17 protein-coding genes and 2 tRNA genes are annotated in these 22,386 nt (G+C 54.2%); 8 read left to right on the top strand and 11 right to left on the bottom strand.

Translation table 11 applies throughout. The annotated features are described in order from the left end of the window. Positions 1–5 precede the first annotated feature (5 nt). Positions 6–2,687: a bifunctional acetaldehyde-CoA/alcohol dehydrogenase gene (gene adhE / locus RS584_RS11720; RefSeq protein ID WP_032103375.1), complete on the top strand. Its 2,682-nt coding sequence runs from the start codon at positions 6–8 to the stop codon at positions 2,685–2,687. Between the two features lie 70 nt (positions 2,688–2,757). On the opposite strand, the gene tdk is transcribed toward adhE, so the two are convergent. Continuing rightward, positions 2,758–3,372: a thymidine kinase gene (gene tdk, locus RS584_RS11725; protein ID WP_003856726.1), complete on the bottom strand. Its 615-nt coding sequence runs from the start codon at positions 3,370–3,372 to the stop codon at positions 2,758–2,760. Positions 3,373–3,413: 41 nt separating this feature from the next. Further along, positions 3,414–3,602 (bottom strand): hypothetical protein, encoded by a 189-nt coding sequence (locus RS584_RS11730; protein ID WP_315750047.1) that lies wholly within the window; start codon positions 3,600–3,602, stop codon positions 3,414–3,416. 320 nt (positions 3,603–3,922) lie between these two features. Here RS584_RS11730 and hns point away from each other — a divergent pair, with 320 nt between their 5' ends. Continuing rightward, positions 3,923–4,336, top strand: coding sequence for a histone-like nucleoid-structuring protein H-NS (hns, locus tag RS584_RS11735; protein WP_003856724.1), 414 nt, complete (start codon positions 3,923–3,925; stop codon positions 4,334–4,336). A gap of 202 nt (positions 4,337–4,538) precedes the next feature. Here hns and galU read toward each other — a convergent pair whose 3' ends face one another. The 3 genes from galU to rssA all read right to left on the bottom strand — a co-directional run bounded on the left by galU (position 4,539) and on the right by rssA (position 7,649). Next, positions 4,539–5,444, bottom strand: coding sequence for a UTP--glucose-1-phosphate uridylyltransferase GalU (gene galU / locus RS584_RS11740; RefSeq protein WP_003856723.1), 906 nt, complete (start codon positions 5,442–5,444; stop codon positions 4,539–4,541). Between the two features lie 199 nt (positions 5,445–5,643). After that, on the bottom strand, positions 5,644–6,657 hold the full coding sequence (gene rssB, locus RS584_RS11745; RefSeq protein WP_003856721.1) for a two-component system response regulator RssB: 1,014 nt from the start codon (positions 6,655–6,657) through the stop codon (positions 5,644–5,646). An 89-nt stretch (positions 6,658–6,746) separates the two neighbouring features. Beyond that, positions 6,747–7,649: a patatin-like phospholipase RssA gene (gene rssA / locus RS584_RS11750; RefSeq protein WP_315747933.1), complete on the bottom strand. Its 903-nt coding sequence runs from the start codon at positions 7,647–7,649 to the stop codon at positions 6,747–6,749. A 113-nt stretch (positions 7,650–7,762) separates the two neighbouring features. Between rssA and RS584_RS11755 the strand changes: the two genes are divergently transcribed. From RS584_RS11755 to RS584_RS11770, 4 genes are all read left to right on the top strand, one after another. Then, on the top strand, positions 7,763–8,227 hold the full coding sequence (locus RS584_RS11755; RefSeq protein WP_315747934.1) for a YchJ family protein: 465 nt from the start codon (positions 7,763–7,765) through the stop codon (positions 8,225–8,227). 41 nt (positions 8,228–8,268) lie between these two features. Beyond that, positions 8,269–9,111, top strand: a complete 843-nt coding sequence (gene purU / locus RS584_RS11760; protein ID WP_003856715.1) for a formyltetrahydrofolate deformylase — start codon at positions 8,269–8,271, stop codon at positions 9,109–9,111. Between the two features lie 157 nt (positions 9,112–9,268). Beyond that, positions 9,269–9,353: transfer RNA gene (locus RS584_RS11765), tRNA-Tyr, on the top strand. 34 nt (positions 9,354–9,387) lie between these two features. Then, positions 9,388–9,472, top strand: a tRNA-Tyr gene (locus tag RS584_RS11770). A gap of 226 nt (positions 9,473–9,698) precedes the next feature. On the opposite strand, the gene narI is transcribed toward RS584_RS11770, so the two are convergent. The 5 genes from narI to RS584_RS11795 all read right to left on the bottom strand — a co-directional run bounded on the left by narI (position 9,699) and on the right by RS584_RS11795 (position 18,137). After that, complete coding sequence (narI, locus tag RS584_RS11775) at positions 9,699–10,376, bottom strand: respiratory nitrate reductase subunit gamma (RefSeq protein WP_015570365.1); 678 nt, start codon at positions 10,374–10,376, stop codon at positions 9,699–9,701. Beyond that, positions 10,376–11,086, bottom strand: coding sequence for a nitrate reductase molybdenum cofactor assembly chaperone (narJ, locus tag RS584_RS11780; protein WP_315747935.1), 711 nt, complete (start codon positions 11,084–11,086; stop codon positions 10,376–10,378). The genes narI and narJ overlap by 1 nt, the downstream gene beginning before the upstream one ends. After that, positions 11,083–12,618, bottom strand: a complete 1,536-nt coding sequence (gene narH, locus RS584_RS11785) for a nitrate reductase subunit beta (protein ID WP_017384243.1) — start codon at positions 12,616–12,618, stop codon at positions 11,083–11,085. The genes narJ and narH overlap by 4 nt, the downstream gene beginning before the upstream one ends. After that, positions 12,615–16,358: a nitrate reductase subunit alpha gene (locus tag RS584_RS11790; protein WP_315747936.1), complete on the bottom strand. Its 3,744-nt coding sequence runs from the start codon at positions 16,356–16,358 to the stop codon at positions 12,615–12,617. The genes narH and RS584_RS11790 overlap by 4 nt, the downstream gene beginning before the upstream one ends. A gap of 381 nt (positions 16,359–16,739) precedes the next feature. Continuing rightward, on the bottom strand, positions 16,740–18,137 hold the full coding sequence (locus tag RS584_RS11795; protein ID WP_017693303.1) for a NarK family nitrate/nitrite MFS transporter: 1,398 nt from the start codon (positions 18,135–18,137) through the stop codon (positions 16,740–16,742). A gap of 309 nt (positions 18,138–18,446) precedes the next feature. Here RS584_RS11795 and narX point away from each other — a divergent pair, with 309 nt between their 5' ends. Beyond that, positions 18,447–20,243: a nitrate/nitrite two-component system sensor histidine kinase NarX gene (gene narX / locus RS584_RS11800; RefSeq protein ID WP_193042512.1), complete on the top strand. Its 1,797-nt coding sequence runs from the start codon at positions 18,447–18,449 to the stop codon at positions 20,241–20,243. After that, entirely contained in the window at positions 20,236–20,886 is a 651-nt protein-coding gene (gene narL, locus RS584_RS11805; protein WP_003856701.1) for a two-component system response regulator NarL, read from the top strand. Before narX ends, narL begins: the two co-directional genes overlap by 8 nt. Position 20,887: 1 nt before the next feature. Here narL and RS584_RS11810 read toward each other — a convergent pair whose 3' ends face one another. Continuing rightward, positions 20,888–22,306: a YchO/YchP family invasin gene (locus tag RS584_RS11810; protein ID WP_315747937.1), complete on the bottom strand. Its 1,419-nt coding sequence runs from the start codon at positions 22,304–22,306 to the stop codon at positions 20,888–20,890. Positions 22,307–22,386: the final 80 nt, after the last annotated feature.

Consider the following 22,386-nt stretch of genomic DNA (forward strand, 5'->3'; position numbering starts at 1 on the left):
GCATTATGGCTGTTACCAATATCGCTGAACTGAACGCCCTCGTCGAGCGCGTAAAAAAAGCCCAGCGTGAATATGCCAATTTCACCCAAGAACAGGTTGATAAAATCTTCCGCGCGGCCGCTCTGGCTGCTGCTGATGCTCGAATCCCTCTCGCTAAAATGGCCGTTGCCGAATCCGGCATGGGTATCGTTGAAGATAAAGTGATCAAAAACCACTTTGCTTCAGAGTATATCTACAACGCCTATAAAGATGAGAAAACCTGCGGTGTGCTGTCAGAAGACGACACTTTCGGCACCATCACCATTGCAGAACCGATCGGCATCATTTGCGGTATCGTTCCAACCACTAACCCAACCTCTACCGCCATCTTCAAATCTCTCATCAGTCTGAAGACACGTAACGCAATCATTTTCTCCCCGCATCCACGTGCGAAGGACGCCACCAACAAAGCAGCAGATATCGTGCTTCAGGCAGCCATTGCTGCGGGTGCGCCAAAAGATCTGATCGGCTGGATCGACCAACCTTCTGTTGAACTGTCCAACGCACTGATGCATCACCCGGACATTAACCTGATTCTGGCGACCGGTGGTCCTGGTATGGTTAAAGCTGCGTACAGCTCCGGTAAACCAGCCATCGGCGTAGGCGCAGGTAATACCCCTGTGGTGATCGACGAAACGGCTGATATCAAGCGTGCTGTTGCCTCTGTGCTGATGTCTAAAACCTTCGATAACGGCGTTATCTGTGCATCTGAACAGTCTGTTGTCGTGGTTGATTCGGTATACGACGCCGTTCGTGAACGTTTCGCCAGCCACGGCGGCTACCTGTTGCAAGGTAAAGAACTGAAAGCCGTTCAGGACGTGATTCTAAAAAATGGTGCGCTGAACGCGGCTATCGTAGGTCAGCCTGCATATAAAATCGCTGAGCTCGCTGGCTTTAGCGTCCCTGCTACCACCAAGATTCTGATTGGTGAAGTGAAAGTCGTTGATGAAAGTGAGCCGTTTGCTCACGAGAAACTCTCCCCGACGCTGGCAATGTACCGTGCGAAAGATTTCGATGACGCGGTAGACAAAGCAGAGAAGCTGGTGGCGATGGGCGGTATCGGCCACACCTCTTGCCTGTACACCGACCAGGATAACCAGCCTGAGCGTGTTGCTTACTTCGGTCAGAAGATGAAGACGGCACGTATCCTGATCAACACCCCTGCTTCTCAGGGTGGTATCGGTGACCTGTACAACTTCAAACTCGCACCTTCCCTGACTCTGGGTTGTGGTTCCTGGGGTGGTAACTCCATCTCTGAAAACGTTGGTCCAAAACACCTGATCAACAAGAAAACCGTTGCTAAGCGAGCTGAAAACATGTTGTGGCACAAACTTCCGAAATCTATCTACTTCCGCCGCGGCTCTCTGCCAATCGCGCTGGATGAAGTGATTACTGATGGCCACAAACGTGCGCTCATCGTGACCGACCGTTTCCTGTTCAACAATGGCTATGCAGACCAGATCACCTCTGTTCTGAAAGCGGCTGGCGTCGAAACTGAAGTCTTCTTTGAAGTTGAAGCTGATCCAACCCTGAGCGTTGTACGTAAAGGCGCTGAACTGGCGAACTCCTTCAAACCTGATGTGATCATCGCACTGGGTGGCGGTTCCCCAATGGACGCCGCGAAAATTATGTGGGTGATGTACGAACATCCGGAAACTCACTTCGAAGAACTGGCGCTGCGCTTTATGGATATCCGTAAACGTATCTACAAGTTCCCGAAAATGGGCGTGAAAGCGAAAATGATCGCCGTCACCACCACTTCCGGTACTGGTTCAGAAGTGACGCCATTTGCCGTTGTGACTGATGACGCAACCGGTCAGAAATACCCGCTGGCTGACTACGCACTGACGCCAGATATGGCTATCGTTGACGCCAACCTGGTCATGGAAATGCCGAAATCACTGTGTGCGTTCGGTGGTCTGGATGCGGTAACTCACGCTCTGGAAGCTTACGTTTCCGTACTGGCTTCTGAGTTCTCTGACGGTCAGGCTTTGCAGGCGCTGAAACTGCTGAAAGAAAACCTGCCAGCTTCTTACAACGAAGGTTCGAAAAACCCTGTTGCGCGTGAACGTGTACACAGTGCGGCAACCATCGCGGGCATTGCGTTTGCTAACGCCTTCCTGGGTGTCTGTCACTCCATGGCGCACAAGCTGGGTTCACAGTTCCACATTCCTCACGGTCTGGCGAACGCCCTGTTGATCAGCAACGTTATCCGCTATAACGCCAACGACAACCCAACCAAGCAGACTGCATTCAGCCAGTACGACCGCCCACAGGCGCGCCGTCGTTATGCTGAAATCGCAGATCACCTGGGTCTGAGCGCACCGGGCGACCGTACTGCCGCGAAGATCGAGAAACTGCTGGCATGGCTGGAGAGCCTGAAGGCTGAACTGGGTATTCCTAAATCTATCCGCGAAGCAGGCGTTCAGGAAGCTGACTTCCTCGCTCACGTAGATAAGCTGTCTGAAGATGCATTCGATGACCAGTGCACTGGTGCTAACCCGCGCTACCCACTGATTTCCGAACTGAAACAGATCCTGCTGGATACTTATTACGGTCGTAACTTCACTGAAAGCGATGTCGCTGCCGTAAAAGTTGAAATCCCCGCAGTTGTAAAGGCTGACAAGAAAGCGAAGAAAAATGCTTGATTGACAGTATGATAAAAAAACCCGCCGCTGGCGGGTTTTTTTATATCTGAGGATCCGTAAAACATTCTTATTATTTTCGATTGTCGCCCTGTAACGCCGTCAGCGAGCCTACAGCCAGCGCCTCTTTATAATGCTTGCGGCAGACCGAGACATAACGTTCATTGCCTCCTATCACCACCTGCTCGCCATCAGCATAGGGTTTACCCGACTGGTCCAGGCGAAGAACCATACTTGCCTTGCGGCCACAAAAGCAGATTGTTTTCAGCTCAACCAGCTTATCCGACCAGGCCAGCAGATACTGACTGCCGGCAAATAACTCCCCACGAAAATCGGTACGTAATCCATAGCAAAGAACGGGAATATCCAGCTCATCAACGACCTCTGAAAGTGCATGGACCTGCTCTCGGGTCAGGAACTGGCTTTCATCTACCAGCACGCAATGGACAGGCTTAGAGGCATGCTCGGCACGAATGTCCTCCAGCAGGTCCGTTTCAGGGTTAAACAGCCTTGCAGGCGACGAGAGCCCTATTCTTGAGCTCACCTTCCCTGCCCCAAAGCGATCGTCGATTTCGGCGGTATAAACAACGGTACGCATCCCCCGCTCCTGATAATTGTATGAGGATTGCAGTAACGCCGTCGATTTCCCTGCATTCATTGCCGAATAGTAGAAATAAAGTTGTGCCATTGGCCGAAGAACCCTAATCAATGTGTAATATTCCCGATGGATCATTGTACCATATTTTGTACCGTTATCAGCGGCGGGCTGCGCTCTCCAGCCTGCCATGCATCAGTAAATCCTTCGCGAGTGGCGCAAAATAATGCGTTAAAACAGGCAGTAAAGGCATTAAACACTGACAATAAGGTGAGTCCGCAACCAGAGATAACACTTCTTTTTATAGTGTCTTCTTCGTTCATTAAAATTCACTATTTATTAACTATTCTTGTCTTCGCTGCGCTTACTCGGGGTAATACAAAAGGCTGATATTTATCAACCGCAACTATAATTCCTGAGGTAAAAGTCACAAAACATACACGCAAATGACGCGCTTTTGCCGTTTGAAACGATATCTCACAGACCCAACAAACAATGAAATTTAAGTTAGCGTAATTAATAATAGCGTCGTTTATTTTGTATTTTTTGAATTCCTTACATTCCCACCTATTGCACAAGTGAAATTAAGGCTCTATTATTAGGACAACAAACCCACCCCCATTATAAGTTTGAGATTACTACAATGAGCGAAGCACTTAAAATTCTGAACAACATCCGTACTCTTCGTGCGCAGGCAAGAGAATGTACCCTTGAGACGCTTGAAGAAATGCTCGAAAAATTAGAGGTTGTAGTTAACGAACGTCGTGAAGAAGAAAGCGCTGCTGCGGCTGAAATCGAAGAACGTACACGTAAACTGCAACAGTATCGTGAAATGCTGATTGCCGATGGTATCGATCCAAACGAATTGCTGAACAGCATGGCTGCGGCTAAAACCGGTACCAAAGCAAAACGCGCGGCACGTCCTGCTAAATATAGCTACATCGATGAGAACGGCGAAGAGAAAACCTGGACCGGCCAGGGCCGTACTCCTGCTGTAATCAAGAAAGCAATGGACGAACAAGGTAAACAACTGGATGACTTCCTGATCAAGGATTAATCTGGAAAGATTCTGAAAAATCCCGCTTAATGCGGGATTTTTTATGCCTGTAATATTTGCCCGAACATCTCCTTACATTCTGTCATATTGTGAGGCTCCCTATTTAACGTCCTTGACAATCCCCCGCCAATTACGGAGCGACAGGCATAAAAAAACCGGTGGGCATCGCTCCACCGGTCTTGTTCACTGGGCTGTGAGTTTATTACTTAATACCCACGCTACCTTTGAGCCAGGCTTTAAATTCTTCACCCAGGCTGTTATGGCGAATACCATATTCGACGAATGCCTGCATATAACCGAGCTTATTCCCGCAGTCATGGCTCTTACCTTTCATATGGTAGGCTTCCACGGTCTCTTTCTCGATCAGCATATCGATAGCATCCGTCAGCTGGATTTCATCGCCCGCACCCGGAGGCGTTTTCGCCAGCAGAGCCCAAATTTCAGCACTCAGGACGTAACGACCAACGACAGCAAGGTTAGACGGCGCGACGTCCGCTTTAGGTTTTTCAACAACGCCAACCATCGGTACGCTTTCGCCAGGTTGCAGGTCAACGCCTTTGCAGTCAACCACGCCGTAAGCGGTCACGTCGTCGACTGGCTCAACCATAATCTGGCTGCTGCCGGTTTCGTCGAAGCGTTTAATCATTTCCGCCAGGTTTTCCTGGGAAAGATCGGACTCGTACTCATCAAGAATCACGTCAGGCAGAATAACCGCGACCGGCTCATCACCCACTACCGGGTGTGCACACAATACTGCGTGCCCCAGGCCTTTCGCCAGGCCCTGACGAACCTGCATAATGGTAACGTGTGGAGGGCAAATAGACTGCACTTCCTCCAGCAACTGGCGCTTAACGCGTTTTTCCAGCATTGCTTCGAGTTCGAAACTGGTATCGAAATGGTTTTCGATAGAGTTTTTAGATGAATGCGTCACCAGCACAATTTCGGTGATACCTGCTGCAATACATTCATTCACGACATACTGGATTAATGGCTTATCAACCAGAGGCAGCATCTCTTTTGGGATTGCCTTCGTCGCTGGCAACATCCTGGTACCCAATCCCGCCACCGGGATAACGGCCTTTCTGACTTTCGAATTAAGGGCAGCCATTGAAATTCTCCTGAACTGTTCAAGTTTTGAACTTTTATGCATTGAATAACGCGTTGAGTATACAGTCTCAGCCACTAATACGGGTCTGAAAAGAACGCGTTGCCGATCAATTAAGACAAATACGCATGAAACTTGCAGCGATAGTAGCACTGCCAGCAAAAACACAGGTAAAGCAATCTGAAAAATAAAATCTGACTGCTTACTCCGTGGACAACATTAAGCGTAACCGCCCTCCGGCACCCCAAATTTGGCACTGCCAGGAGGTGCAGCGATGGCTAATTTGATTAAGGTAAGTATTTCCCAGCGTTCCCAACGGCACGCCGTTACTCACCTGAATATGGTGTTCGCCGGTATTCAGCGTGGCATTTAATCCCGCAGAGACCAGAATAAGGTTATTCAACCCGCTGTGATAATAGCCAACCAGAAGCGGGAACTGCCCCGGCAAATTGGCCTGGCGAAAAAGTTGGTTGACCTGTTTTAGTAAACTGCCTAACTCAGGAAGTCGTTGCCCCTGATGGGATAATTGTTCCTGTAGCAATCCATTAAACAGCGCCCGGAGTAATAAGGCCGCCAGAACGCCGTTATCTCCCGCCCGGGTAACATCCAGGCAATAAAAAGCGAGGTCAGAATCTGATAGCGGCGCAATATCCAGCACCAGTCCAGGCTGGTCAGCCGCTACCAGTTGGCGATAATTCACTCTGCAATGAGAGATATTTTGCTGCACCGGCGGCTGAAGTTCCTGAAGCAGCTTCGCGGCCGCGAGCGGATTACTGACTAAAGCATCCCAGTCCTGGAAAAGACGTTCTTCTTCTTCCACCCGGGAATTAAACATATTGGGATACAGGCAGGCCAACACCGTTTCACGCAGACGGTTCAAATCTTTAACCGGTTTGAGCAGAATATCCTGCACACCTAAACGCAACGCCTTAGCAATATCCGCCATATTTTCGGTGGCCGAGATCACCAGTATCGGTGTCTGATAACCTTCATTACGCAGATTTTCCACCAGCATTAATCCGTCCATGCGCGGCATCTCAAGGTCGCAGATCATCAGATCAGGCGCCATGCTGGCCATTTTTTCCAGTGCCTCGACGCCATCTTCGGCAAGGGACGTGGTTGCACCCAGTGAGGATAACCACGAATCCAGTAGCGATCGGAAAACGGGCTCGTCTTCAACTATCAAAATATGTTTTCCGGCCAATGGCTGTGTCATGGTTCCTCCCCTGGCTGACAGTTACTCAATAGTGGCATGCTATTGGTACTATCGCCTGTCAGATTTTGCTGAAGTAATCAAAAAAGTGCTCAACGTGCTGTACGCACAAAAGGCAACAGTTCATCTATTTTCTTTTCGACGGCTAACGAGCCCGCTGCTATGGCGGCCTCAGCCCGGTGGAAATCAAGGGTAGAGATTTGTGGACAATAGGGTTGAATAAGAATATCCGGAGGATCGCCAGCCATACGATTTCGCTTCAGGCGATTCTCAAGGATTTGAATAGAGGTCGTCATGATTTCAATGGCGTTCGGCGCAGGCACCGCGCGACGGGCGGTCAGGCGCCCTATTCTGCCGCGTAATCGCGCATGCCAGGCAAGTTTCTCTTCTTCCGCATCATCGCTTTGAAGATTAACCGGCATCAAATCTTGCTGCATAAGGTGTGCGTCGTGCTGTAAATCCACGGCAATAACGATATCCGCCCCCATGGCGCGGGTCAGAGAGATGGGTACAGGATTCACTACGCCCCCATCAACGAGCCAGTAGCCGTTGTGAGGCACAGGCGCCATTAACCCAGGCATGCTACAGGATGCACGAACGGCGAGATGAATATCCCCTTCGGTGAGCCATAACTCCCTGCCCGTACTGAGGTTGGTTGCAACGGCACCGAAAGGCATTTGGCAGTGGCTGAAGTCAGCGAGGGGCATTATCTTACGAAACTGATTGAACACGCGTTCGCCGCGCAGCAGGCCGCCACGCTGCCAGGAGAGATCCATCAGGCGCAGCACATCCCAGTAACTGAAGGAGCGCACCCAGCTTTCAAGCTCCGGGAGCTTACCGCAGGCGTACGCGGATCCGACCAGCGACCCGATAGAACATCCTGCGACAATATCAACGTCAATCCCCATCTGGTTTAAGGTATTGATAACGCCAATATGTGACCAACCCCGGGCTGCACCTGAGCCCAACGCCAGTCCAATTTTTACCTTTCTCATTAGCCCTGTTTTACTTCCCCTGGATTCCCGACATAGCGTCAACGCACCTGCTCAGTTAACATATTGCTACCTTAAGCGTTTAACGCCTTATTTTTTGTTCCAGGAAGAGAATCGTGTCTCAACTCTGCCCCTGTGGTAGCGCTCTGGAGTATAGCCTATGTTGCCAGCGATATCTTTCTGGCGAGCAGGTTGCACCAGACCCGTCACACCTTATGCGCTCGCGGTATACTGCTTTTGTGATCAAAAACGCAGACTACCTGATTAAAACCTGGCATCCGTCCTGCCATGATGCCGATTTTCGCCAGGAGATTGAAGCCGGATTTGCCAACACCGTCTGGCTGGGCCTCACCGTCTTTGAAGCCGCTCCCGGCCGCGATGCCAACGAGGGCTATGTCAGTTTTGTCGCCCGCTTTAGCGAACAAAACAAGCCCGGCGCCATCATTGAACGCTCACGGTTCTTAAAGGACAGCGGGCAATGGTATTATATTGACGGCACACGTCCGCAATTTGGTCGTAACGATCCCTGCCCCTGTGGTTCAGGAAAAAAATTTAAAAAGTGTTGCGGCAGTAATGCCTGACAACTCAGACTTCGCAAATACATAAACAGGATTTCCCGGCGATGCAATCATTACAACGTAAAGTTCTGCGCACTATCTGTCCCGATCAAAAAGGGCTGATCGCACGAATTACCAACATTTGCTACAAGCATGAACTGAATATCGTGCAGAACAACGAGTTCGTTGACCACCGTACCGGTCGCTTCTTTATGCGTACCGAACTGGAAGGCATTTTCAACGACACAACCCTGCTTGCCGATCTGGACAGCGCCCTGCCGGAAGGCTCGGTGCGCGAGCTGAACCCGGCGGGCCGTCGCCGCATTGTCATTCTGGTCACCAAAGAGGCGCACTGCCTGGGCGATCTGCTGATGAAAGCCAACTACGGTGGCCTGGACGTCGAAATTGCCGCCGTCATTGGCAACCACGAGACGCTGCGTACGCTGGTAGAACGTTTCGACATTCCGTTTGAGCTGGTCAGTCACGAAGGCCATACCCGTGAAGAGCACGACAACCTGATGGCAGCTGCGATTGAAGCGCATAACCCGGACTACGTGGTGCTGGCGAAATATATGCGCGTGCTGACGCCATCCTTCGTGGCGCGCTTCCCGAACAAGATTATCAACATCCACCACTCCTTCCTGCCAGCCTTTATTGGCGCGCGTCCGTATCACCAGGCATACGAGCGTGGGGTGAAGATCATTGGCGCAACCGCGCACTACGTGAATGACAATCTGGACGAAGGTCCAATCATCATGCAGGACGTGATTCACGTGGATCACACCTATACAGCAGAAGATATGATGCGTGCTGGCCGTGACGTTGAGAAGAATGTACTGAGCCGTGCGCTGTATCAGGTACTTGCTCAGCGCGTCTTTGTGTACGGCAACAGAACGATTATTCTTTAATCCCTCGGAAAATGAATTGATTAGCTTTACGCCTTTACGGATAAAAAGCAGGCAAACAGCTTCATTTTCCTAAAGGAATGCTTTACAGGGGCGTCTCATTTGATATGATGCGCCCCGCTTCCAACAGGAAGCAGGCCAGTTAAAAGTATTACCCCGTGGTGGGGTTCCCGAGCGGCCAAAGGGAGCAGACTGTAAATCTGCCGTCATCGACTTCGAAGGTTCGAATCCTTCCCCCACCACCATCTCCAGCTTTACCTCAAAATATGAATTACCCCTGGTGGGGTTCCCGAGCGGCCAAAGGGAGCAGACTGTAAATCTGCCGTCATCGACTTCGAAGGTTCGAATCCTTCCCCCACCACCATCACTTCCAGATTCTTAAGCACTCACTCAAGCACAATGCTCCATATTTCTCGATGCCGGGAGTAATCCTTCCCTGCCTGTTTTCCCCGGTGGCGCTTCGCTTACCGGGGCTACGAATAGGGTCTGTAGGCCGGGTAAGGCGCAGCCGCCACCCGGCATCCGCACGCCCCCCCTGGATCGGGGACAAAAAAAACCCCGCAAATGCGGGGTTGGATTAATACAGCGAATCAGCGACGAGCACGCACAACCTGATATTTGCGCGTCAGGTACTCCACCGGCGCACTCCAGATGTGCACCAGGCGAGAGAACGGGAACAGCACAAACAGGGTCATACCCAGCACCAGGTGAACGCGGAAGATAAACGCCACGCCGTCCAGATGCTCAGAAGCGCCCCCGCGGAAGGTCACGACAGACTGCGCCCATCCAACCAGCTTCATCATCTCGCTGCCGTCCATATGCTGCGCAGAGAATGGAATGGTCAGCAGACCAAGCGCACACTGCACCATCAGCAGGGAGAGGATCAGGATGTCCGCTCCGGTCGTGGTAGCCCGCACGCGTGGGCTGAACAGACGTCGTTTCAGCAGCAGCAGACCACCCACCAGGGTCATCACGCCACAGGCGCCGCCGGCAATCATCGCCATCTTCTGCTTCACTTCAATCGGCAGCCACGCTTCGTACATCCAGTGCGGGGTCAGCATCCCCAGGAAGTGGCCGGCGAAAATTCCCAAAATCCCGATGTGGAACAGATTTGACGCCAGGTTCATCCCTTTACGATCCAGCATCTGGCTGGAGGCAGCACGCCAGGTGTACTGGCCATAGTCATAACGCAGCCAGCTTCCCACCAGGAATACGGTGCCCGCGATATACGGGTAAATGTCAAAGAAGAACATATTCAGGAAGTGCATTAGTGCTGTCCTCCGTTAGAGATATTCAAATATTGCGGAGCCACCGCTCCGGCAAAACGACGCTGATGCGCGGAGATTTCAGATTCGCCACAGCTCTGGTCAGCAAAGAATTTCACCTGCTCTTCTTCCCAGACGGCATCCAGTGCTTGTGGGGTATCGTCACGGGCTTCATCCGCAATTTTTTCCGCCACTTTTTGACTGTCAACCGAGGCGTTAGCCAGTTTCACCAGCAGATCGAACAAGACTGCATAGCTGCTCTCACGTTGCTGGAGACGCGCGCCGAGCAACGCCAGAATAGGAGCAATGTCCTGCAACCCGCCCAGCGCTTCCTCTTTCGGCAACTGTGCCAGATATTCCAGATACAGCGGCAGGTGATCCGGCAGCTCGCGGCTGTCGAGTTGCAAACCGTGCTGCTCGTAATGGGCCATCAGATCCACCATCGCCTGACCACGGTCGCGGGATTCACCGTGAACGTGTTCGAACAGCAGCAGAGACGTGGCACGGCCCCGGTCAAACAGCTGGCTGTAGTCCGCCTGCGCATCAAGAAGATCGCGTGCCAGCAGATCGCGGAGGAAAACGCCCAGCTTCTGGGCATCCTCTTTATCCAGGTTTTCAGATGACGCGAGTGCATCAAAGAGTTCCTGTTGATGCTGCACAAGCGCAGCATCAGGGTACTCGAGCAGACGCGAAACAATGACGAGTTCAATCATTGGTGCGGCTCCGTTTTGCTGGTCACATCCATCGCGTCAATGCGGCGGCTGTTGAACAGGTTGAATTTGCTGTCTGACCCGTGGCAACCGTCGCCAAAGGTAAAGCCACACCCACTTTTCTCCGGGAAGGCCTCGCGAGCCAGTTCACGGTGGCTGCTCGGCACCACGAAACGATCTTCGTAGTTAGCGATTGCCAGATAGCGGTACATCTCCTGCGCCTGCGCTTCGGTCAGACCAACCTCCTCCAGCGCGCGGGTATCGTTAACGCCGTCAACGGTTTCCGCACGTTTGAAGTGACGCATCGCCAGCATACGTTTCAGCGCCAGCAGTACCGGCTGGGTATCCCCTGCGGTGAGCAGGTTGGCCAGATACTGAACCGGGATACGCAGGCTTTCCACGTCCGGCAGAATGCCGTTGCTGCCCAGTTCACCCGCGTCCGCCGCAGACTGAATCGGAGACAGTGGCGGCACGTACCAGACCATCGGCAGCGTGCGGTATTCCGGGTGCAGCGGCAGGGCCAGCTTCCAGTCCATCGCCATTTTGTACACCGGGGACTGCTGTGCGGCGTCAATCACGCTCTGCGGAATACCGTCTTTCAGCGCCTGCTCAATAACCTTCGGATCGTTTGGATCGAGGAAGACGTCCAGCTGACGCTGATACAGATCTTTCTCGTTCTCGGTGCTTGCGGCATTTTCAATCGCGTCCGCGTCGTACAGCAGCACGCCGAGGTAGCGGATACGACCTACGCAGCTCTCTGAGCAGACGGTGGGCATACCGGCTTCGATACGCGGATAGCAGAAGATGCACTTCTCAGACTTACCGCTCTTCCAGTTGAAGTAGATTTTTTTGTACGGGCAGCCGGTGATGCACATACGCCAGCCGCGGCACTTGTCCTGGTCGATCAGCACAATGCCATCTTCTTCACGCTTGTAGATGGCGCCGCTTGGGCAGGTCGCCACGCACGCCGGGTTAAGGCAGTGTTCGCACAGGCGTGGCAGGTACATCATGAAGGTGTTTTCGAACTGGCCGTACATCGCCTTCTGCATGTTCTCGAAGTTCTGGTCTTTGGCGCGTTTTTCGAACTCGCCGCCCAGAATCTCTTCCCAGTTTGGACCGCTGGTAATTTTGTCCATGCGCTGGCCGGTGATCAGCGAGCGAGGACGGGCGATCGGCTGGTGTTTGCTTTCCGGCGCGTTGTGCAGGTTCTGGTAGTCGTAATCAAACGGCTCGTAGTAATCATCAATGCCCGGCAGATGCGGGTTAGCGAAGATTTTACCCAGCAGCATGGCACGGTTACCCATGCGCGGTTGCAGTTTGCCGTTGATTTTACGGATCCAGCCGCCCTTCCACTTCTCCTGGTTTTCCCAGTCAGTCGGGAAGCCGGTACCCGGCTTACTTTCCACGTTGTTGAACCAGGCGTACTCCATACCTTCACGGCTGGTCCAGACGTTTTTACAGGTGACTGAGCAGGTATGACAGCCGATGCATTTATCCAGATTCAGCACCATGCCGACTTGTGAACGAATTTTCATTTTACGCTCTCCTGTACCTGGTCATTACCTTCGCCATCTAACCAGTTAATATTCTTCATCTTACGTACCACCACGAACTCATCGCGGTTCGATCCTACGGTGCCGTAGTAGTTAAAGCCGTAGGCCAGCTGGGCATAACCACCGATCATGTGGGTCGGCTTCGGCGTAATACGGGTCACGGAGTTGTGAATACCGCCGCGCTGCTCGGTGATCTCAGACCCCGGCAGGTTAACGATACGTTCCTGCGCGTGGTACATCATGGTCATCCCGGCCGGTACACGCTGGCTCACCACCGCACGTGCCGTCAGGGCGCCGTTGCTGTTGAACACTTCGATCCAGTCGTTATCTTCGATACCCAGATCTTTGGCGTCCGCTTCGCTCATCCAGACGATTGGCCCCCCGCGCGACAGCGTCAGCATCAGCAGGTTGTCGCTGTAGGTGGAGTGGATACCCCACTTCTGGTGCGGCGTCAGGAAGTTCAGCGCCTTCTCAGGGTTACCGTTCGATTTCGCGCCCATCACCGTTTTCACGGAGCGGGTGTCGATTGGCGGACGGTAAACCAGCAGGCTTTCACCGAAGTCACGCATCCACTGGTGATCCTGATACAGAGACTGACGGCCAGAAAGCGTGCGCCATGGGATCAGCTCGTGAACGTTGGTGTATCCGGCGTTATAGGACACATGTTCATCTTCAAGGCCAGACCAGGTCGGGCTGGAGATAATCTTGCGCGGCTGGGCCTGAATATCGCGGAAGCGGATTTTCTCTTCCTCTTTATTCTTCGCCAGGTGCGTGTGGTCACGACCGGTAAACTCGCTCAGGGCCGCCCAGGCTTTCACCGCCACGTGGCCGTTGGTTTCCGGGGCCAGGGTCAGGATCATCTCTGCCGCATCAATTGCCGTGTTCAGCATCGGCTGGCCTTTCGCCGGGCCGTCTGCTTTGGTGTAATTGAGCTTGCGCAGCAGGTCCATTTCGCTCTGGGTGTTCCAGGCGATGCCTTTACCGCCGTTACCGATCTTCTCCATCAGCGGGCCGATAGAGGTAAAGCGTTCGTAAGTTGCCGGGTAATCACGTTCAACCGGAATAATGTGCGGCGCGGTTACGCCCGGGATCAGGTCGCACTCGCCTTTTTTCCAGTCCTTCACGTCCAGCGGCTGAGCCAGTTCGGCAGCGGAGTCGTGCTGGATTGGCAGCGTCACCACGTCGGTCTCTTTGCCCAGGTGCCCTACACAGACTTCAGAGAATTTCTTCGCGATGTCTTTGTAAATTTCCCAGTCGCTTTTTGATTCCCACGCCGGGTCAACGGCCGCAGACAGCGGATGAATAAACGGATGCATATCCGACGTATTCATGTCGTCTTTTTCGTACCAGGTGGCAGTAGGCAGCACGATGTCGGAGTACAGGCAGGTACTGGACAGACGGAAGTCCAGCGTCACCACCAGATCCAACTTGCCGTCGAGACCGTTGTCTTTCCACTCCACTTCTTCCGGCTTCACGCCGCCCTGCTTGCCGAGATCTTTACCCTGAATACCGTTTTCGGTACCGAGCAGGTATTTCAGCATGTACTCGTGGCCTTTACCGGACGAACCCAGCAGGTTAGAGCGCCAGATGAACAGGTTACGCGGATGGTTTTTACCGTTCTCCGGCTGTTCTGCCGCGAAGCGGATTGAGCCGTCTTTGAGGGATTTAACGGTGTAGTCCACCGGTGACATGCCCGCTTTCTTCGCCGCTTCCGCAATACGCAGCGGGTTCGTACCCAGCTGCGGCGCAGACGGCAGCCAGCCCATGCGTTCAGCACGCACGTTGAAGTCAATCAGGTGGCCGCTGTAGCGGGATTTATCCGCCATCGGCGACAGCAGCTCCTGGGCGGTAACCGTCTCGTAGCGCCACTGGCTGGAGTGGTTATAGAAGTAGGAGGTGCTGTTCATGTGACGGGCCGGACGCTGCCAGTCAAGGGCAAACGCCAGCGGTTGCCAGCCGGTCTGCGGACGCAGTTTTTCCTGGCCCACGTAGTGCGCCCAGCCGCCGCCGCTCTGCCCGACGCAGCCGCAGAAGATCAGCATGTTGATCAGGCCGCGATAGTTCATATCGAGGTGATACCAGTGGTTCAGACCGGCACCGACGATGATCATGGAGCGACCGTGGGTTTTGTCGGCGTTTTCCGCAAATTCGCGGGCGATACGGGTGATCTGGGCGCGTGGCACACCGGTGATCTGCTCCGCCCAGGCTGGGGTATAAGCCTTCACGTCATCATAGCTGGTCGCGCAGTTTTCGTCGTTCAGGCCGCGCTCCAGGCCGTAGTTCGCCATGGTCAGATCGTAGACGGTAGTGACCAGAGCAGTAGAACCGTCCGCCAGTTGCAGGCGCTTCACCGGCAGCTTGTGCATCAGAACGTTTTGCAACTCAACCTTGTTGAAGTGCTCAGAACCTTCACCACCAAAGTACGGGAAGCCGACATCGGCGATCTCATCCTGGCTGCCCAGCATGCTGAGACGCAGCTCCGTCTCTTCACCCGTGGTGCCGTTACGCTGCTCCAGGTTCCATTTGCCTTTTTCGCCCCAGCGGAAGCCGATAGAACCGTTTGGCGCCACCAGCTCGCCGTTGCTGTTGCAGGCGACCGTTTTCCACTCCGGGTTGTTTTCCTGACCCAGCGCGTCCACCAGATCCGCGGCACGCAGCATACGGCCTGCGGCGTAATAGCCGTCACGCTCTTCGAGCATCACCAGCATTGGCATGTCGGTGTAGCGACGCACGTAATCGGTGAAATACTGGCTTGGCTTGTCGAGGTGGAATTCACGCAGCATGACGTGGCCCATCGCCAGCGCCATTGCGGCATCGGTACCCTGTTTCGGCGCCAGCCACAGGTCGCACAGTTTGGCGATTTCGGCGTAGTCCGGGGTCACGGCGACGGTTTTGGTCCCTTTGTAACGTACTTCGGTAAAGAAGTGCGCATCCGGGGTACGGGTCTGCGGAACGTTAGAGCCCCAGGCGATGATGTAGCTGGAGTTATACCAGTCGGCGGACTCCGGCACGTCGGTCTGCTCACCCCAGGTCTGAGGCGACGCTGGCGGCAGGTCGCAGTACCAGTCGTAGAAGCTCAGGCAGGTACCACCGATGAGTGACAGGTAGCGCGCGCCGGAGGCGTAAGAGACCATCGACATCGCCGGGATTGGCGAGAAGCCTGCCACACGGTCAGGACCGTAGGTTTTCACGGTGTAGACGTTGGAAGCCGCAATCAGCTCGTTCACCTCTTTCCAGGAAGAACGAACGAAACCACCGCGACCACGCGCCTGTTTAAAGCTTTTCGCTTTGTCGGCATCTTCAATGATGGAGGCCCAGGCATCAACCGGATCGCTGTGCTGCGCTTTCGCTTCACGCCACATTTTCATCAGGCGTTTACGCATCAGCGGGTATTTCAGACGGTTGGCGCTGTAGAGATACCAGGAGTAGCTGGCCCCACGCGGGCAGCCGCGCGGCTCGTGGTTCGGCATATCCGGACGGGTACGCGGATAATCGGTCTGCTGCATTTCCCAGGTCACCAGACCGTTTTTAACGAAAATCTTCCAGCTACATGAGCCAGTGCAGTTTACGCCGTGGGTAGAACGGACAACTTTGTCATGCTGCCAGCGTTGACGGTAACCGTCTTCCCAGTCCCGGTTGGTATCCAGAACCTGGCCGTGCCCATCGGCAAAAGTTTCACCCTTCTGTTTGAAGTAGCGAAACCGGTCCAAAAATTTGCTCATCGGGTATCTCCTGTGTGGAGCCTGTGGCTCTCTAAATCGACATTGCTGATTTGCAGCGAAGGTAACGCTATGAAAGATGGTGAGAATTGATAACGATCAAGACGAAGGGGGACTCTGAGGGGAGGTATTAGATCAAATACCACCAAAGCGGTAGCCGTTAATATTTTTTAACTTTATGATTTATATGGATATATTTTATTTATCGTACAATAGGTGAGGCAAAATTTAACATCTTAGGTATTAAGGGGTAGAAACACCTGTAAAGCGATGGCGATCGCAGCGTTACCTGCGTATGACCACAGGAAAAGCTATTAGTATGTTGTAACTATTTAGCGATTAAAAAAAGCGCGGCACTCAGGCCGCGCAAACGGATAATCAAGCTTACTTGTTTTTCTTGGTATTACGGCCATATACCAGCCAGGTGATGACCACGCAGGCGATATAGAAGACGAGGAATATTTTCATCGCACCCGCCGGAGAGCCGGTCAGATCCAGTGAGATGCCGAACGCTTTTGGAATAAAGAAGCCGCCAATAGCGCCAATCGCAGAGATAAACCCAAGCGCCGCAGCGGTATCGGTGGCGGCTTCACGCATTGCCTGCTCGTCGCTCCCACCCTGCGCTTTCACGCGGTCCATGGTCAGCTTGCGAAAGATGACAGAGATCATCTGGAAAGTAGACGCACTGCCCAGCCCGGCGGTCAGGAACAGCACCATGAATACGCCGAAGAAGGCAAAGAAGTTACCCCCCTCACCACCCGCAGGCAGCGTCAGGAACAGCAGCGCACAGAAGATGGCCATCACAACAAAGTTCACCAGCGTAACGCGCGTTCCCCCCAGACGGTCGGAGATCATCCCGCCCAGCGAACGTGCCAGCGCGCCGATAAACGGACCGAAGAAGGCAAACTGAAGGATCTGCACGTCCGGAAACTGGGTTTTAGACAGCATGGCAAAGCCTGCGGAGAAACCGATGAACGAGCCGAAGGTCGCCAGATACAGCAGCGCCATCACCCACAGGTGGCCACGCTTCAGCACCGGCAGCTGCTCGCTCAGTGACGCTTTGGACGCGGACAGATCGTTCATGAAGAACCACGCCGCCAGGGTAAAGACCACCAGGAACGGTACCCAAATCCAGGAGGCGTTTTGCAAGAACAGCACGGAACCGTCGGGCTGCGTCACACCGCCGCCGCCAAAGGCCGCAAAAATGGAGACAGAGATCGCCAGCGGGGCAATCAGTTGCATCACGCTCACGCCCATATTACCGAGGCCGCCGTTAATGCCCAGCGCACCACCCTGCTTCGCTTTCGGGAAGAAGAAGCTGATGTTTGCCATACTGGACGCAAAGTTCGCCCCCGCAAAACCGCACAGCAGAGAGATAATCACGAATACGCTAAACGGTGTGGAGGTATCCTGCACCGCAAAACCGAGCCACACGCACGGTACGATCATGATCCCGGTACTGAAAGCCGTCCAGCGACGACCACCAAAGACCGGCACCATAAACGCGTAAGGAACGCGCAGCAGTGCGCCTGAAAGCGACGGCAACGCGGTCAACATAAACAGCTGATCGGTGGTAAAGGTAAAGCCCACTTTTGGAAGGTTAACCGCAACCGCACTAAACAACATCCAGACGCAAAACGCCAATAACAGACATGGAACGGAAATCCACAGATTACGACTTGCTACACGGTGGCCGCGCTGTTGCCAGAACGCCGGATCCTCTGGACGCCAGTCTGTAATAACGGCACCAGTTTCCCTTTCGGGAGCGGAAGAGTGACTCATAGACACCTCTGATTCTCGAATGATGCTGCAAACATTAGGGCTTTAGAACGGCGGTAAGTTGATATAAATCAAAGGAAAAGTGGGAGGTTTTGCGGCGAAAAAAAAGCCATCACTCTTAATGAGTAGATGCAAAACGTAAAAAAGGTGTGGTTTTTCACGGTGCTGACGCATCCCTGCTTCGTCCACCCACTAACCGTTACCCCTCTGGCAATTTAGAGGTAATCCTTTATTGGTATGGGTATACTCCAGGGTATGCACCAGAATAGCGCCATTCCTGCAATCAGGTCACGTCAGGAGCCCGGCAACTCTATGTTAAAAAGATGTTTATCTCCGCTGACGCTGGTTAACCAGCTGGCGCTTATTGTTCTGCTGTCCACCGCTATCGGTGTGACCGGCATGGCTATTTCTGGCTGGCTGGTACAGGGTGTACAGGGTAACGCGCATGCCATCAACGAGGCAGGCTCGCTACGTATGCAGAGTTACCGGCTGCTGGCGTCGGTGCCGCTGACGCAGGCTGACCAACCGCTTATCGATGAAATGGAGCGTACCGCATTCAGCCCTGAACTGGAAAGAGCCGCCATCCGTGACGGTCAGCAATCTCAGCTTAAGGCGCTTCAGGGCTACTGGCATACCCAGCTGGAGCCTGGGTTAAAGCGGGCGGAAGACCGGGAAACGGTCGCCCGGGACGTCGCCGGGTTTGTGTCACGCATCGATCATCTTGTCTCCTCATTCGATCGCACCACAGAGTTACGCATTGACCGTGTGGTGATGGTTCACCGCGCAATGGCGCTGTTTATGGGTTTGCTGCTGATTTTCACGGTTATCTGGCTACGCGCGCGGTTGCTTAATCCCTGGAAACAGCTCCTGGCGATGGCCCGCGCCGTCACACAGCGCGATTTTACCCAGCGCACGCACATCAGCGGGCGCAACGAAATGGCGATGCTCGGCGAGGCGCTCAACACCATGTCGGCAGAGCTATCAGAAAGCTACGCGGTACTGGAACAACGCGTCCAGGAGAAAACCGCCGGGCTTGAGCAGAAAAACGAGATCCTCTCTTTCCTCTGGCAGGCGAACCGTCGCCTGCATATGCAGGTCCCGCTTTGCGAACGTCTCTCGCCGGTACTGAACGGCCTGCAAAATCTGACTCTGCTCCGCGATCTTGAGCTACGGGTTTACGACGTTGAAGATGAGGAAAACCATCAGGAATTTACCTGTCAGTCGGACATCTCCTGCGACGATAAAGGGTGTCATCTGTGCCCGCGCGGCTTGCCGCCGCTTACCACCAGCGGCACGACCCTCAAGTGGCGGCTGATGGACAGCCATACCCAGTACGGTATTTTGCTGGCCACCCTGCCCGCCGGACGTCACCTGAGCCACGACCAGCAGCAGCTGGTCGATACGCTTGTTGAGCAGCTCACGGCCACGCTGGCGCTCGACCGCCACCAGGAGAAACAGCAGCAGCTGATCGTGATGGAGGAGCGTGCCACCATCGCCCGCGAGCTGCACGACTCCATCGCCCAGTCCCTCTCCTGCATGAAGATGCAGGTGAGCTGCCTGCAAATGCAGGATGAAGGCATGCCCGAGAGCAGCAAACAGCTGCTCAGTCAGATCCGCAACGAGCTTAACACCTCGTGGGTTCAGCTTCGCGAGCTGCTGACCACCTTCCGTTTGCAGCTCACCGAGCCGGGGCTGCGCCCTGCGCTGGAGTCCAGCTGTCAGGAGTTTAGCGCCCGGCTGGGCTTCCCGGTGAAGCTGGATTACCAGCTGCCACCGCGTTTTGTCCCCTCTCACCAGGCGATCCATTTGCTGCAAATTGCCCGCGAAGCCCTGAGCAACGTGCTCAAGCATGCCGAGGCGACGGCCGTCACGGTCACCGTCAGCTGCCAGGATAATCAGGTGAAGCTCAGGGTTCAGGATAACGGCCGCGGCGTGCCGGAAAATGCCGAACGAACGAACCACTATGGTTTAATTATCATGCGAGACCGCGCGCAAAGCCTGCGCGGTGATTGCCAGGTTCGCCGGGGAGAGTCAGGTGGCACCGAAGTAGTGGTCACCTTTATACCCGAAAAGTCCCTCATAACTGCTCAAGGAGAAAACCATGACTAATCAGGAACCGGCATCTATCCTGTTGATTGACGATCATCCGATGCTGCGCACTGGCGTTAAACAGCTTGTCAGCATGGCGCCAGATATCACCGTCGTCGGGGAAGCCAGTAACGGCGAACAGGGTATTGAACTTGCCGAATCGCTCGATCCTGATTTGATCTTGCTCGATCTCAACATGCCGGGCATGAATGGCCTGGAAACCCTCGACAAGCTGCGGGAAAAATCCCTCTCTGGCCGGGTGGTGGTCTTCAGCGTCTCAAACCATGAAGAAGACGTAGTCACCGCCCTCAAGCGAGGGGCAGACGGCTATCTGCTGAAAGATATGGAGCCGGAAGATCTGCTCAAGGCGCTGCAACAAGCTGCCGCAGGCGAGATGGTGCTGAGTGAAGCGTTAACGCCGGTACTGGCCGCCAGCCTGCGTGCGAACCGCGCCACGTCTGATCGTGACGTCAGCCAGTTGACCCCGCGCGAGCGTGACATTCTGAAGCTGATTGCCCAGGGGCTGCCGAACAAAATGATCGCCCGCCGTCTGGACATCACCGAGAGCACGGTCAAAGTGCATGTCAAACACATGCTGAAAAAAATGAAGTTAAAATCCCGCGTCGAAGCCGCCGTCTGGGTGCATCAGGAGCGCATTTTTTAACTTACTCATCCGGCAGCAACTTCCACCGTGGATCGTCGGCAGGCATTGCGACGAGCGGTTGCACCACGGAAAGCGTGATCTCATTGGAGGAGACACGCTGCCCATCCTTATCTTCCACCACGGCCGTAAGCCGCCATGTATTTTTCGCCCCTTCCGAATCATCCCATGCAGGCATGATCACACTCCAGCCATCGCTGCTGTTGCCGTTTGGCGGTGAGGTCAGGCTGAGCGCCTGGGTATCACCCAGCCAGTGGATCTGCCGGATACCGTGCGTGCTGCGAATTTGCAGCTTCAGCATCACCGTTTCGCCTGACTTAAGATCCCACGGCGGCGTGGCCAGATATACCGAGAGGGTTTTGCGCTGACGGAATTCCATCACGGGCAGATTATCGCGATCGGGTGAATCATAGCGGCTGCCCCGCAGCGATCGCGTCGCCGCCACTTCCCCGGCGGAAAGCTGTTTCGCCAGCGGCACGCCAAAACGATAGTTGAGCTTCAGCCCGAGGTTATTCTGGCTAACGCCGCTCTCCCCCTGCTTATGGGCAGCCGTCAGGGTGACCAGCGGTACGGGGGTATAGTTCAGCCCCAGGTTGACCGCAACCGGGTTGTGATACCCCGTACCGCTGTTAAACAGATCGACGTTATCGCCAAAATACTGTTCAAAGCTGACGCTGGTGTTCAGGTGGTGAAACCAGGGAAGCCAGGCTTTGGCCGTTACGTCGTATCCGCGCGCCATGCGCTGCTCGCGGATGTCGGAACGCGGCTGCCAGCCAGCGAACGGCTGGTAGTAATTGGCCGACAGGCGCAGGTTTTCACCCCACGCCTCTGCGCCCAGCCCGGCACGTTGCAGGTTGTCTTCCAGCAGGTTGTCGTAAAAAGTGTTGTAGCCCAGCAGCCAGTTTCCGGCAACCCAGCGCTGACCTGCCCCGACGTTACTCACCAGCCCGTCTGTCTGCTGCGTCAGCCCAAGCTGGCTCCAGCTCAGATAACGGGTGTTGTCGTTCCAGGGGATAAACCAGCTTCCGCTGCTGCCGTTAAAGTTGCCGTCGTCATCCACCAGCACATTGACGTTGGCGTTTCCCCAGGGTGAAAGCCAGGATGCAATCTGCTCGTTGACTTCCCCGCTCACGGCATCCCGCACCTTGCCAAACGCGAACTGTCGCGCCTGCTGCCCGGCCGTCAGGCCGTTATCGGTCATACTGGCTTCACCGAAGGCCTTTGCCATTTCAGCCAGATGCTTTTCGCCTTCGCTGCTCGGTTGCGCCATACCGAGATCCGGCAGACTATCGCCGTTGTTATCAAACGGATTTTGCGCCTGCTGCACGAAGGATTTCGGCGCACCATGAACGGCTCCAGCCGTAAAAAGGGGGAGTAACAGCAAAAAACGGATGCGGGACGATACAGCCTTCAACGTCGTCAATCAGAACCTGTGTTTATGAACAAACACTTATTATGTTAACGCCATAAGCCCTGAAAACCAGTCTTAACAGAAATTTCAGG

The organism is Enterobacter sp. DTU_2021_1002640_1_SI_PRY_ASU_LCPMC_013 (assembly GCF_032389435.1).
GTDB classification, from domain to species: domain Bacteria; phylum Pseudomonadota; class Gammaproteobacteria; order Enterobacterales; family Enterobacteriaceae; genus Enterobacter; species Enterobacter hormaechei_C.